At 69.7% G+C, this 12877-nt stretch carries 12 protein-coding genes and 1 riboswitch; of the genes, 8 read left to right on the top strand and 4 right to left on the bottom strand.

The features are described 5' to 3' along the window. The first annotated feature begins 121 nt into the window (after positions 1-121). The 3 genes from ACYP33_RS11055 (at position 122) to ACYP33_RS11045 (ending at position 3710) form a co-directional block, all read left to right on the top strand. Positions 122-1738 carry a PAS domain S-box protein gene (locus ACYP33_RS11055; protein ID WP_459621615.1) on the top strand — a complete coding sequence of 539 codons (1617 nt, stop codon included), beginning with the start codon at positions 122-124 and terminating at the stop codon, positions 1736-1738. Positions 1739-1920: 182 nt separating this feature from the next. Then, positions 1921-2106 (top strand): CsbD family protein, encoded by a 186-nt coding sequence (locus ACYP33_RS11050; protein ID WP_414439913.1) that lies wholly within the window; start codon positions 1921-1923, stop codon positions 2104-2106. A 147-nt stretch (positions 2107-2253) separates the two neighbouring features. Next, positions 2254-2322: riboswitch (Fluoride riboswitch) on the top strand. Between the two features lie 83 nt (positions 2323-2405). Further along, a complete protein-coding gene (locus ACYP33_RS11045; protein ID WP_414446912.1) occupies positions 2406-3710 on the top strand; it encodes a chloride channel protein in 1305 nt (434 codons plus the stop codon). 109 nt (positions 3711-3819) lie between these two features. Here the strand turns inward: ACYP33_RS11045 and ACYP33_RS11040 are convergent, their stop codons facing one another. Beyond that, on the bottom strand, positions 3820-4755 hold the full coding sequence (locus ACYP33_RS11040) for a CPBP family intramembrane glutamic endopeptidase (RefSeq protein WP_459621613.1): 936 nt from the start codon (positions 4753-4755) through the stop codon (positions 3820-3822). Positions 4756-4782: 27 nt separating this feature from the next. Here ACYP33_RS11040 and ACYP33_RS11035 point away from each other — a divergent pair, with 27 nt between their 5' ends. After that, positions 4783-4959 (top strand): hypothetical protein, encoded by a 177-nt coding sequence (locus ACYP33_RS11035; RefSeq protein ID WP_459621611.1) that lies wholly within the window; start codon positions 4783-4785, stop codon positions 4957-4959. 332 nt (positions 4960-5291) lie between these two features. Here the strand turns inward: ACYP33_RS11035 and ACYP33_RS11030 are convergent, their stop codons facing one another. Continuing rightward, the gene (locus ACYP33_RS11030) at positions 5292-7211 is read right to left on the bottom strand and encodes an ABC transporter ATP-binding protein (RefSeq protein ID WP_459621609.1); all 1920 of its coding nucleotides are present in this window, start codon (positions 7209-7211) and stop codon (positions 5292-5294) included. A gap of 531 nt (positions 7212-7742) precedes the next feature. On the opposite strand from ACYP33_RS11030, the gene ACYP33_RS11025 reads away from it, so the two are divergent. Next, positions 7743-8627 (top strand): Dyp-type peroxidase, encoded by an 885-nt coding sequence (locus ACYP33_RS11025; RefSeq protein ID WP_414439909.1) that lies wholly within the window; start codon positions 7743-7745, stop codon positions 8625-8627. 105 nt (positions 8628-8732) lie between these two features. On the opposite strand, the gene ACYP33_RS11020 is transcribed toward ACYP33_RS11025, so the two are convergent. Next, the gene (locus ACYP33_RS11020) at positions 8733-9134 is read right to left on the bottom strand and encodes an OsmC family protein (protein ID WP_414446915.1); all 402 of its coding nucleotides are present in this window, start codon (positions 9132-9134) and stop codon (positions 8733-8735) included. Positions 9135-9226: 92 nt separating this feature from the next. Next, positions 9227-10171, bottom strand: coding sequence for a LysR family transcriptional regulator (locus tag ACYP33_RS11015; protein WP_459621606.1), 945 nt, complete (start codon positions 10169-10171; stop codon positions 9227-9229). Between the two features lie 128 nt (positions 10172-10299). Between ACYP33_RS11015 and ACYP33_RS11010 the strand changes: the two genes are divergently transcribed. The 3 genes from ACYP33_RS11010 to ACYP33_RS11000 form a co-directional block, all read left to right on the top strand. Further along, entirely contained in the window at positions 10300-11538 is a 1239-nt protein-coding gene (locus tag ACYP33_RS11010) for an acyl-CoA dehydrogenase family protein (RefSeq protein ID WP_459621604.1), read from the top strand. Then, positions 11535-12626 (top strand): phosphotransferase family protein, encoded by a 1092-nt coding sequence (locus tag ACYP33_RS11005; protein ID WP_459621602.1) that lies wholly within the window; start codon positions 11535-11537, stop codon positions 12624-12626. The genes ACYP33_RS11010 and ACYP33_RS11005 overlap by 4 nt, the downstream gene beginning before the upstream one ends. Continuing rightward, on the top strand, positions 12623-12877 hold a 255-nt coding region (locus ACYP33_RS11000; protein ID WP_459621600.1), incomplete at its 3' end, for a histidine phosphatase family protein. The genes ACYP33_RS11005 and ACYP33_RS11000, both read left to right, overlap by 4 nt.

Raw genomic sequence — 12877 nt, 5'->3', positions numbered from 1 at the left:
ACGGGGCGATGCGGAGCAGATCCGCATCGCCCCGCCTTTTTCAGCCGCACGGAAGCCGCCGCGCGCCGCCGATCGGGTCGGCGCAGCCGGCCGCCGCGGCGCATGAACGGAACCCGACCCGATGAACGAAGCCGCCAACGAGCCGCGCCCCGCGCCTGCCGACGAGCAGGCGCTGAAGACGCACACCGACCGCCGCCAGTTGCACCAGATCATCGCCGGCCTGACCGAGGGCGTGATCCTGGTCGAGCCGGATCAACGCATCGTGTGGGCCAACGAGGCCGCGCTCGCGATGCACGGCGTGGCCACGCTGGCCGAGCTGGGCGCGGACGTGACCGAGTACCGCGAGCGCTTCCGGCTGCGCGACACCAATCACGATCCGGTGCGCCAGGGCCAGTATCCGATCGATCGCGTGATCAGCGGCGAGCAGTTCAGCGACGTGACGGTCGAGGTCGAATCGGCCGACGACGATTCGCTGCGCTGGGTGCACCGGATCCGCAGCCTGGTGCTGACCAACGCGGCCGGCGAGCCCGATTGCCTCGCGCTGGTGCTGCACGACGCGACCGAATGGGCCAGCGCCGAGCAGCGTTTCGAGCGCACCTTCAACGCCAATCCCGCGCCCGCCGCGATCTGCCGCCTCAGCGATTTCCGTTACGTGAAGGTCAACCAGGGCTTTCTCGACATGATCGGCCACCCGCTCGACGACGTGATCGGCCGCTCGGTCTACGAACTCGACGTGTTCGACCGCGCCGAGCGCCGCGAGCTGGCGATCGAGCGGCTCGGCGACGGCATGACGATCCCGCCGATGGAGGCGCTGCTGCGGCGCGCCGACGGCGGCGACCACGCGGTGATCGTGGCGGGCCAGCCGATCGACATGGGCGAGGACGCCTGCATGCTGTTCACGTTCACCGATCTGCAGCCGCGCAAGCTGGCCGAGATCGCGCTGCGCGAGAGCGAGGAGCGCTTCGCCAAGGCGTTCCGGATGGCGCCGGTGGCGATGGCGATGCTGACCGCCGGGCGCTTCGAGCTGCTCGACTGCAACGACGCGTTCGTGGCGATGACGGGCCACGCGCAGGCCGACCTGCTGGGCCGTTCGGCCGACGAGCTGGGCCTGTGGGCCGAGCCGGGCGCGCAGCGCGAGATCGCCGATGCGCTGGCGCGCGACGGCATGGTGCGCATGCACGACGTGCGCGTGTCGACCCAGGACGGCGACGTGCGCGACTGCGTGGTGTCGGCCGACGCCGTGGCGATCCACGCGCAGGATTGCCTGCTGCTCGCGCTGCTCGACATCAGCGATCGCAAGCGTACCGAGATGGAGCTGATCCAGGCGATCGAGACGGCCATGCAGGATGCGTCGTGGTTCAGCCGCACGCTGATCGAAAAGCTCGCCAACGTGCGCCGCGCCAAGGCGCCCGACGCGGGCGGGCAGTTGTCCGATCTGACCTCGCGCGAGCGCGACGTGTTCGACCTGCTGTGCCACGGGCTGCCCGACAAGGAGATCGCGAACCGGCTCGGGCTCGCGCCGAACACGGTGCGCAATCACGTCTCGACCATCTACAACAAGCTCGATGTGCACAGTCGCGGCGAGGCGATCGTGTGGGCGCGCGAGCGCGGCATCGTCGGCGCGGCCGAGCCGGCTCCGGCAGCCGGTGCGCTCGATGCGTCGGGGGCGGCGGCGCCGGGCGGTTCGGTGGCTTCGGCCCGGGCCGGCCGCGCGGCCCGCAAGCGGCCTGCGGCCTGAGTGCGGGGCGGTTTCGGCCGGGTTTCGGCTGACGATTCGTCTCGGCCGGGCCGGTACGAATGCACTAGCGGCCCTGGCCCATCTGCACCTGCCGGGGCGGCGCGGCAGCCGCGAAGATGAGGGTTCCCGGCGCGCGGCCACGGCAGCGCGCCGGTTCCGATGATTCCCTCAAGGAGGCAACCATGGACAAGAATCGCATCGACGGCAAGCTCAAGCAGGTCAAGGGTTCGGTGAAGGAAGCGCTCGGCAAGGTGACGGGCGATCGCAGGACCGAAGCGGAAGGCGTCGCCGAAAAGACCGAAGGCAAGTTGCAGGAAAAGGCGGGTCAAACCGCTGACGCGATCCGCAAGCACACGAATCTGCACTGACGCATCCGCGTCGTCCCGCAGTAACGAAACGGCCCCGCCTCGCGATGGTTTGCGAGGCGGGGCCGTTTTGATTGGCGCGGATATGGCCATGCATGCCGAATCGGGTCGCGAAGGTAAGCATTCCGAAAGTCGGCTCGCGTAGAATCTTCGCTTGCCGGAGATGGCATGCCTCCGTTCCCAACCGCCGGTCAGCCGGTTGATGATGCCTACGGATTCCTGGGTACAGGAGGTCGTAGGCCTTCTTGAGCACAAGCGGCGTCCTGTCGCCCGGGTTTGATGTCCTGTCGAACCTGAACCCCATGAAAGCATTCGAATCCGTCGAGCAGTTCGCCATGTTGCGCGCGCTCGGCCGCTGGATCGCGCTGTCGGCCCTCGTTGGCGGGCTCGCGGGCAGCGCATCCGCGTTGTTCCTCGCCCTGCTCGATCTCGCCACCGGCACCCGGCTCGCGCATCCCTGGCTCATCTGGCTGCTGCCGGCCGCCGGCTTCGTGACCGGCTGGATCTACCTGCGCATCGGCAGCAGCGTCGAGGCCGGCAACAACCTGTTGATCGACGAGATCCACGATCCGGCGCGCGCGGTGCCCACCCGCATGGCGCCGCTGGTGATGCTCGCCACCGTCGTCACGCATCTGTTCGGCGGCTCGGCGGGGCGCGAAGGCACCGCCGTGCAGATGGGCGGCGCGCTGGCCGATCGCGTCGCGCGCGTGCTGCGGGTGGACGCCGACACGCGGCGCATCCTGCTGATGGCGGGGATCGCGGCGGGCTTCTCGTCGGTTTTCGGCACGCCGCTGGCGGGCGCGGTGTTCGGGCTGGAGGTGCTGGCGATCGGCCGCTTGCGCTACGACGCGCTGTTCCCGTGCCTTGCGGCGGCGGTGGTGGCCGATGCCGTGTGCCATCTGTGGGGGATTCGTCATCCGGTGTATCCGGTGCCGTTCGTGCCGGCCGTCGGCATCGCGACGGCGGCTTCGGCGATCGTCGCCGGCATCGCGTTCGGCGTGGTCGGCATGCTGTTCGCCGATGCGACGCACGCGCTCGGCGCGCGCTTCAAGCGCTGGATTCCGTACGGCCCGCTGCGGCCGGTGCTGGGCGGCGCGATCGTCGCGCTGGCCGGCGTGGGGCTGGCCGTGCCGCAGTATCTCGGCCTCGGTATCCCGACCATCGAGGCCGCGTTTCGCGGGCCGCTGCCGGTGCAGGATTTCGCCGGCAAGTTCGCGTTCACGGTGGTGACGCTGGCGTCGGGCTTCAAGGGCGGCGAGGTCACGCCGCTGTTCTATATCGGCGCGACGCTCGGCAACGCGCTGTCGCATCTGCTGGCCCTGCCGTTGCCGGTGCTGGCGGGGCTTGGCTTCGTCGCGGTGTTCGCGGGCGCGGCCAATACGCCGATCGCCTCGACGATCATGGCGGTCGAATTGTTCGGCGCGCCGATCGGCGTGTTCGCGGCGCTGGCCTGCGTGGTGGCGTATCTGTTTTCGGGGCACACCGGTATTTACCGCGCGCAGCGGATCGGCCACGCCAAGCATCCGTGGCTCAGTGCGGGCGGGCGGTTGGCCGATCTGGCGTTGCAGCGCGCGAGCGCGAAGCCGGAGGCGGGCGGGAAGGGGTGAGCGAGCGGGGCGGGGCGCGTCGGCCTTGCCCGCGTGACGGGCTGCGCCACTGCCAGGGCGGTATCGTTCTGGGGCTGCATCAGGAAATGGCGGATCGGCCGATGCCGAATCACCCGATGCGCCGCGCCGCCGCATCCTCGCCCGTGGCCGGCAGCACACGCCACGCTACCCACGCGAGCGCGCCGAGCGCCGGAAACACCAGCACGCTGCCTTCCGGCCCGACCGTGCCGCCGCTCCACCACACCGGGCCGATCGCATGGCTCTCGAACAGGCTGACGTTCGGGAGCAGGCCGCTGGTGGGCGCGCCGAACAGGAACGATTCGGACCAATCCCAGCCGGCGTGCATGCCGAACGCCCACCACAGCGAACCGGTGCGCCAGATCGCGAGGCAGGCCACGAACCCGTAGATCACGACGGGTACGATCCCTGCCATGTTCTCGCCATGATTGAACATGTGCGACAGCCCGAACGCGACCGAGGTCAGCACGGCGGCGGCCGACGGATGCAGGCCGCGCGCGAGACGGAAGAACAGATAGCCACGGAACGCCAGTTCCTCGGCCGCCGCCACCACGGCGAACGCCAGCGCCCACACCAGCCCGGCTTCGAGCGCGGACAGCGGGCTCATGCCCGAATAGACGAGCGTGGCGCCGCCGGTCGAGGCCAGCAGCGTCATGATGACGGCCACGGCGACCAGCCCGCAGGCGCTGCCGAGCAGCAGGTGCCGCAGCCGCTGCGGCGCGCGCAGGCCGATGTCGAGCCACGAGCGGCGGTCGATGCGGCCCATCGCGCGGGTGGCGATCAGCACCGCCGCGCACATCGCCAGCTCGAACGCGAATTGCTGGCCGGCGGTCAGTTCGCCTTCCGCCCGGAACGGCAGGTCGAGGCCGCGCGCGGCGCCATCCACGCCGAGCATCAGCACGGCGACGATCGCGGCATACAGCAGCGCGGCCCAGCCCGCGCGCAGCCCCTGCGGGCCGAACCACAGGTGTCGGAAGCGGAACGGCGGGATGGCGCTGGGTCGGTCGGCGTGCATCACGTCTTTCACCGGTAATAACCTTGTCTTTGGAATGAAATGCTGGCGGAAATCGATTCGCGTGTAGGCTTTTTGAAGGCATTTCATTGCGAATCGGCGAGTATTCATGATTATGTGGATTATCTGCGCCGCTGGGTGTGGTGCGCCGCAAATCAAACCGAATTTGCGCTGCGTCGTATCGTCCTTGCGACGCATGACTTGCACATGTATCGATAAAACTTTAGGCGATGCGGCGGCCCGCGGCCAGTGCAATGACACGCCCGGGCAAGGCTTCGGAATGATTTTTCGGGATATTTATAAAATCGAAAGCGAGATGAAACTGAATGGCAAGCTAATGGCGTGGTCTTGTATAAAATGCGTGCATTATTGTCGGCGCAGTGTGCAGATTTGATTATTGTTTTGATCGGTGCATGGCGTCGTGCCGTGGAAAGACAATCGAAAGCCGAATCGTGAAATATGGCAATCCGTATCAAAAATATTCCGCACCAGAAAAAACGGGGCGGTGGATCGCGTCCGCCGCCCCGTTGCTTCGTGATCCGCCGCGCGGCTTACGACGTGCCGAACGCCGTGCCTTGCAGTTGGCTTGCGTCGTCGGGCCGCCGCGCGTCTGCCTTGCCGGCCGAATCGAGCGAATCGAGCGCCTCGATGCCGTAGCCGCCCGTCTGCTCGATCAGCCCCTTGGCGAGTTCGAGCGCCTGCCGCTCGAACAGCCGCCGGTAAACCCCGCCTTCGAGCCGGATCAGCGCGTCGTGATCGCCTTCCTCGATCACCTGGCCGCGTTCGAGCACCAGCAGGCGATCGAGCGCGCGCACCGTGGACAACCGATGCGCCACCACCAGCGTGGTGCGGCCCACCATCAGCCGTTCCATCGCCTGCTGGATCAGCAGCTCGCTCTCGCTGTCGAGGCTCGAGGTGGCTTCGTCGAGAATCAGGATCGGCGCGTCGGCCAGGAACGCGCGCGCGATCGCCACGCGCTGCCGTTCGCCGCCCGAGAGCTTCACGCCGCGCTCGCCCACCAGCGTGTCATAGCCTTCCGGCAGCTCGCTGATGAAGCCGTGCGCGCTGGCCTGCATGGCCGCGCGCACGATCTCCTCGCGGCTCGCGCCGGGCCGCGCATAGGCGATGTTGTCGGCCAGCGAGCGGTGGAACAGCACCGGCTCCTGCTGCACGATCGCGATATGGCTGCGCAGCGATTGCTGCGTGACCTGCGCGATGTCCTGCCCGTCGATCAGGATGCGGCCGCCCTCGATGTCGTAGAGCCGCTGGATCAGCTTGATGAACGAGGTCTTGCCCGAGCCGGAATGGCCGACCAGGCCGATCCGCTCGCCCGGCGCGATGCGCAGCGAGAAATCCGTGTAGAGCGGCGCCTGGCGCGGCCCGTAGCGGAACGTCACGCGATCGAAGCGGATCTCGCCCTTGCCGATCGCGATCGGCCGCGCGCCGGGCGCATCCTCGATGCCGAGCGGCTGGCTGTCGAGCGCGACCAGTTCTTCCATGTCGTTGACCGAGCGCTGCAGGTTGCGGATATGCATGCCGATGTCGCGCAGGTAGCCCTGCAGCATGAAGAACATGGTCAGCGCGAACACGATGTCGCCGACGCCCGCGCGATCGTGCGACCACAGCCACAGCGCCGCGCCGAGGATCGCCGCCTGCATCAGCACCAGCAGCGTGCCCTGCACGCCGCCGCTCAGCGTGCCGCGCACCCAGGTGCGGCGCGTGCGCTGCCGCCATTTGCCGATCACGCGGCCGATCCGCGCCTCCTCGCGCGTTTCCGCGCCGAACGCCTTGACCACCGCGTTGCAACCGACCGAATCGGCCATCGCGCCGCCGAGCCGCGTATCCCAGAAGTTGCCGAGCCGCGCGGCCGGCGCGGTCACGCCGAGCGACAGCGCCACGGTGATCGCGATGTACAGCACCGAGCCCGCGCCCACCACCAGCCCCATCACGGGCCAATGCCAGCCGAGCAGCAGCGTCGCGCCGCCGAGCATCACCACCGACGGCAACAGCGCCAGCAGCAGCGTGTCGTTGAGCAGGTCGAGCGCCCACATGCCGCGCGTGATCTTGCGCACGGTCGAGCCGGCGAAGCTGTTCGCATGCCAGTCGGTCGAGAAGCGCTGCACGCGATGGAACGCGCCGGCCGAGATCTCGCTCATCATGCGCAGCGTCAGCGTGATGACGTTCATGAACATCGCCTGGCGCAGCACCGTGACGGCCACGCCGATCACCAGCAGCACGCCGAACGCGTGCAGCGCCGCGTTCCAGGCCGCGGCGCGATCGTGCAGGCCGAGCGTGACGGCGTCGACCAGGCGGCCGGCGAACATCGGGGTGAGCACGTCGCCGAGCGCGGACAGCAGCGCGCAGCCGGCGACGGCGACGGCGCGCGCCGGTTGGCGGCGCCAGTGACGGAAGGTGAAGCCGAGCACGTCGTTGAACGGACGGCTACCGTGACGATCGGTGTGTTGGATCATGGGTCGTGGCCTGGTGGGCATGGTGCGCGCCAGGACTTGTCGGTGGTCGATGAATCGGCGAAACGACGGGCCGTCGGGGCCACCGCGGCATCGTGACGATGCATGCGTGGCGGTGGCGCGACAACCGCAGCGAGCGGAGCGCGCCGGTGAAGCAGATCAATGACGAAAGACGGCCGGGAAGTACAGCGGGCGGAAGGGCCTCGGAAGCCCGCCGCGGGGGGCACGAAGCTAGTTCGCGCCTTGCGGCATGACGTCCGGGAAGCCGCAGTGTGATGGCTTGTGACGCATCGTTTGACCTCCCTTGAACGTAAGCGATGGAGCGTGGATGAGGGCGAGGCGGCGGGCGCCGCATCACCGTCGGGCGAAAACCCGCCCGATTACGGGATTGTAATCGCGCCCGGGAGGTAATGCCAAGCTGTTGCCGAATCGACACGGCAACGGCCGCCATGTCGCATGTCCCGCTCGTCGTGTATGGGACAATCCGGCCCTCGATTCCCGTCCCCACCGCAACCGCAACTGACGCACATCACGATGAGCACCATCCAGCAAGGCATCCTGTCGCCGCTGCCGCCGGCCAACCGTTACCTGTCGCTCCAGATCGCCGACCCCGCCGACGTGCCGCGCGCGCTGGCCGCGCTGCGCGACGCCACCGACGCGGCGCGCACGGTGGTGGGCGTCGGCCCGTCGCTCGTGCAGGCACTCGACCGCAAGATCGACGGCCTGAAGCCGTTCCCCGACTTGTCGAAGCCGGGCGCGCCGGTGCCGTCCACGCAGGTCGCGCTGTGGGTGTGGCTGCGCGGCGACGATCACGGCGAGATCACGCTGCGCTCGCGCGCGATCGAGACGCTGCTGGCGCCGGCCTTCGTGCTCGACAGCGCCGCCAACGCGTTCCGCTACGCCGACGATCGCGACCTGTCCGGTTACGAGGACGGCACCGAAAACCCCAAGGGCGACGAGGCGGTGGAGACCGCGTTCGTGACCGGCAAGGGCGCGGGCCTCGACGGCGCGAGCTTCGTCGCGGTGCAGCAGTGGGTGCACGATTTCCCGGCGATGAACGCGATCGAGGGCGACGAGATGGATCGCATCGTCGGCCGCCGCAAGTCGGACAACGAGGAGCTGGAGGATGCGCCGGCCTATGCGCACGTGAAGCGCACCGAGCAGGAGAGCTTCACGCCCGAGGCCAAGGTGCTGCGCCGCTCCGCGCCGTGGGCCGACGAGCGCCGCGCGGGCCTCTATTTCGTGGCGTTCGGCCATTCGTTCCGCGCGTTCGAGGTGCAGATGCGCCGCATGGTCGGTGCGACCGACGGCGTGCTCGACGGCCTGTTCCGCTTCACGCAGCCGGTGACGGGCGCGTTCTTCTGGTGCCCGCCGGCCTCGGCCGACGATCGGCTCGACCTGTCGGCGCTCGGGATCTGAGCGGAACCGATTCAAGCGCGCCAGCAAAAACCGCGCCCCGGCCAGTGACGGCCGGGGCGCGGTTTTTTCATGGGCGCGGCGTTGTGCGTGACGGTTGCGGCGGCTTCAGCGCACCGTGGTGTCGATGCGCGTGCCGCGCTTGATGAACAGCGTAACCGGCGTTTTCTCGGCGATTTCGCCGAGCCGCGTGCGTTGCGCGTCGTCGAGTTCGCCGTCGAGCGTGATGGTGCGGCGCACGTATTGCGTGCCGTCGTGATCCGCGTGCAGCTCGGCGTGGACGTGCAGCTTGACCGCCGGCCATTCCTTGCGCTGCATGTACATGCGCAGCGTGGCCGCGGTGCATTGGCAGAGGCTCGCGAGCAGCAGCTCGAACGGCGCGGGGCCGACGCCGCGGCCGCCCTCGCGCTCGGCTTCGTCGCCCTGGAAGCGATGGGCGCCGGCCTGGATGTCGACGACGTAATTCGGGGCATCGGCAGCCAGTTCGGCTGCGGCGTGGATCAGGGGCATGAGGTTCCTCGGCGAGTGGGGCGTGTCGACAGCATAAACGGGTTGCGTGCCGCTCGTTGTTAAGCGAAGTGTCGAACCAGCGTGCCGCGCGCTCAGGCGTTGGCGATCGTCGGCGCCTCGCCGCCGCCCAGCGCGGCGGCGCGCACGATCGTCGCGACCCGTTCGCGAAACCAGCGGTGCGCGCCATCGGCATCGCGCGATTCGTGCCAGTACGCGTGGATCGCATACGGCTTCACGCGCAGCGGCAGCGGCATCGCCACCACCGGCAGCAGCCCGGTCATTCGCAGTGCGTAGGAACGCGGCAGCGTCAGCAGCAGGTCGCCGGCCGCCGCGATCTGGCAGGCCGCGAAATAGTGCTGGCAGACCAGTTGGATCTGGCGATAGCGGCCATCGGCGGCCAGCAGCACATCGAGCGAGTTCGGCTCGCCGAGCGGCGAGACGGTCACGTGGCGCGCGGCGAAGTAATCGGCGCGGCGCAGCGGCCCCGCGGCGAGCGGATGATCGCGGCGCAGCACCACGCACAGCGCGTCGTCGGCCAGCGTCTCGCGCACCACCTGCGGCCCGGCCGGCACGCGCCGCTCGATCGCCAGATCGAGTTGGCCGCTGGCGATCTCGCGCCCCACCTCGGCCAGCGCCACGCGGCGGCTCACCAGCGTGATGCGCGGCGCCTCGCGCGCGAGCCGTTCGACCAGTTGCGGCAGCGCGATCGATTCGAGCACGTCGCGAATCCCCACCACGAAGCGCTGCTCGACGCTGGCCGGATCGAAATGCGCCTGCACGTGCGCGGCGGCCTGCAGGCCCTTCAGGTGGCGCTGCACGTCGGCGATCACGGCGCGGGTGCGCTCGGTGGGCGTCACGCGATTGCCCTGGCGCACGAACAGCGGATCGCCGAAATGCGCGCGCAGCCGGTTCAGCGCGTGCGTGACGGCCGGCTGGGTCAGATGCAACGCGCGGGCCGCCGCGCTGATGCCGCCGTGCACGTAGATCGCGTCGAGCACGCGGAACAGGTTCAGGTCGAGACGCAGGTCGGAAGTCACGGGCGGGGCGGCGAAAGGCGGGAAGCCAGCATATTACTTTGGCTGATGACCTGCCATGAAGAACATTCATTTCATCGATCGGTGCGATCGGCGTAGGCTGGGCGTCACTTCAAACGGGGGACGATCTCATGGATTTCACGCCGACCGCTCGCAGCCAGGCTCTCGCCGAACGGCTAACGCGCTTCATGCACGACGAGATCGCGCCCGCCGAGGCCCGCTATGCGGCCGAGCTGGCCGGTGGCGCGGATTGGCGGCGCTGGCGGCAGCCGGCCACCATGGAGGCGCTCAAGCGCAAGGCGCGCGAGGCCGGCCTGTGGAACCTGTTCCTGCCCGAAACCGAACTGGGCGGCGCGGGCCTGAGCAACGCCGAATACGCGCCGCTCGCCGAGATCATGGGCCACTCGTTCATCGCGCCCGAGGCGTTCAACTGCAACGCGCCCGACACCGGCAACATGGAAGTGCTGGCGCGCTACGGCACGCCCGAGCAGCAGCGCGCCTGGCTCACGCCGTTGCTGGCCGGCGAGATCCGCTCGGCGTTCTGCATGACCGAGCCCGAGGTGGCCTCGTCGGACGCCACCAACATGCAGGCCACCGCCGTGCAAGACGGCGATGCGTTCGTGCTGAACGGCCGCAAGTGGTGGTCCACCGGCATCGGCCATCCGCATGCGCGCGTCGTGATCTTCATGGGCCTGACCTACCCGGATGCCGAGCCGCATCGCCGCCACACGATGGTGCTGTGCCCGCTCGACGCGCCCGGCGTGACGATCGAGCGGATGCTGCCCGCGTTCCATCATTTCGACGAGCCGTCGGGCCACGGCGAGGTGCGTTTCGACCAGGTGCGCGTGCCGGCCTCGAACGTCATCCTCGGGCCGGGGCGCGGCTTCGAGATCGCGCAGGGCCGGCTCGGGCCGGGCCGCATCCATCACTGCATGCGCGCGCTCGGCGCGGCCGAACGTGCCTTGACGCTGCTGTGCCGCCGCGCCGAGGCGCGCACCGCGTTCGGCAAGCCGCTGGCGGCGCTTGGCGGCAACGCCGACATCGTCGCGAACCTGCGCATCGCCATCGAGCAGGCGCGTCTGCTGACGCTGAAGGCCGCCTGGACCATCGACACGCACGGCGTGAAGGCCGCCTTGAGCCTGATCTCGCAGATCAAGGTGGCGGTGCCGGCCGTCGCGCAACAAGCGGCCGACGCGGCGATCCAGATCCACGGCGGCGCGGGCGTGTCCGACGACGTGCCGCTCGCCGCGCTGTATGCCTATGCGCGCGTGCTGCGGCTGGCCGACGGGCCGGACGAGGTGCATCGCGGCGTGGTGGCGCGGCTCGAATTCAAGCGTCAGGCCCAGGCGCTGGCGGGAGCGGCGGCATGAGCGCGCCGATCGATGCCGCCCGCGAAGTGCGCGACGAGGACCGGCTCGACGCCGTCAAGGTGGACGCGTTCCTCAAGGCGCAGGTGCCGGGCCTGGCCGGCGAGCCTACGATCCGCCAGTTCCACGGCGGCGCGTCGAACCTGACCTACCTGATCGCCTACCCGGGCCGCGAGCTGGTGCTGCGCCGCCCGCCGGCCGGCGCGAAGGCCGGCTCGGCGCACGACATGCTGCGCGAGGCGGCCGTGATGGCCGCGCTGAAGCCCGCCTACCCGTGGGTGCCGGCGATCGTCGCGCGCTGCGACGACCCGGCCGTGACCGGTTCGGAATGCTATGTGATGGAGCGGCTGGCCGGCGTGATCCTGCGCCGCGATCTGCCGCCCGAGTTGGGCCTCGACGCGGCCGGCACGCGCCGGCTCTGCGAGCGCTTCGTCGACCGGCTGATCGAGCTGCATGCGGTGGATGCCACCGCGCCGGCGATCGCCGCGTTCGGCCGTGGCGAGGGCTATGTCGCGCGGCAACTGAGCGGCTGGCGCGAGCGCTGGCAGCGCGCGCTGACCGACGGCACCGATCCGGCCGTCGACGTGACCGGCTGGCTCGACGCGCACCAGCCCGCGCACGACGGCCGGCTCTGCGTGATCCACAACGATTACCGTTTCGACAACGTGGTGCTCGACCCCGACGATCCGCTGCGCATCGTCGGCGTGCTCGACTGGGAGATGGCGACGCTCGGCGACCCGCTGATGGATCTCGGCGGCTCGCTCGCCTACTGGGTGCAGGCCGACGACGACGCACCGTTCCGCGCGATGCGCCGCCAGCCCACCCACGCACCCGGCATGATGACGCGCGACGAGGTGGTGGCCTATTACGGCGCGCGCACCGGCACCGACGTGAGCGGCTTCGCGTTCTACGAGGTGTTCGGGCTGTTCCGGCTGATGGGCATCATCCAGCAGATCTACCGCCGCTACGTGCTCGGGCAGACCACCAACCCGGCGTTCGCCGGCTTCGGCGACGCGGTGCGCTACCTGACGCAGCGCTGCCGCGCGCGCATCGCCGCCGCCGGGGGCGCCGCCGGGGGCGCCGCGCGATGAGCGAGATCGTCCTGATCCGCCATGCGCAGGCCAGCTTCGAGGCGGCCGACTACGATTGCCTGTCGGCGCGCGGCGAGACGCAGGCGGCGCGGCTCGGTGCGTGGATGGCCGCGCGCGGCGCGCAGCCCGCCGCGATCGTGACCGGCACGCTGCGCCGGCACGCACAAACCGCCCTGCATTGCGCGCAGGCGGCCGGCGTCGCACCGCCGCTGCGCGTGCTGCCCGGCCTCGACGAACTCGATTCCGACGAA

This window comes from Burkholderia sp. 3C, from assembly GCF_054589155.1.
The sequence above is the reverse complement of the archived record's forward strand: the minus strand, read 5'-3'. Positions and strand labels throughout refer to the sequence as shown.

Coding starts and splice junctions, on each gene's coding strand:
- ACYP33_RS11055 (WP_459621615.1), top strand. CDS start 122: ATGAACGAAGCCGCCAACGAGCCGCGCCCCGCGCCTGCCGACGAGCAG.
- ACYP33_RS11050 (WP_414439913.1), top strand. CDS start 1,921: ATGGACAAGAATCGCATCGACGGCAAGCTCAAGCAGGTCAAGGGTTCG.
- ACYP33_RS11045 (WP_414446912.1), top strand. CDS start 2,406: ATGAAAGCATTCGAATCCGTCGAGCAGTTCGCCATGTTGCGCGCGCTC.
- ACYP33_RS11035 (WP_459621611.1), top strand. CDS start 4,783: ATGCTGGCGGAAATCGATTCGCGTGTAGGCTTTTTGAAGGCATTTCAT.
- ACYP33_RS11030 (WP_459621609.1), bottom strand. CDS start 7,211: ATGATCCAACACACCGATCGTCACGGTAGCCGTCCGTTCAACGACGTG.
- ACYP33_RS11025 (WP_414439909.1), top strand. CDS start 7,743: ATGAGCACCATCCAGCAAGGCATCCTGTCGCCGCTGCCGCCGGCCAAC.
- ACYP33_RS11020 (WP_414446915.1), bottom strand. CDS start 9,134: ATGCCCCTGATCCACGCCGCAGCCGAACTGGCTGCCGATGCCCCGAAT.
- ACYP33_RS11010 (WP_459621604.1), top strand. CDS start 10,300: ATGGATTTCACGCCGACCGCTCGCAGCCAGGCTCTCGCCGAACGGCTA.
- ACYP33_RS11005 (WP_459621602.1), top strand. CDS start 11,535: ATGAGCGCGCCGATCGATGCCGCCCGCGAAGTGCGCGACGAGGACCGG.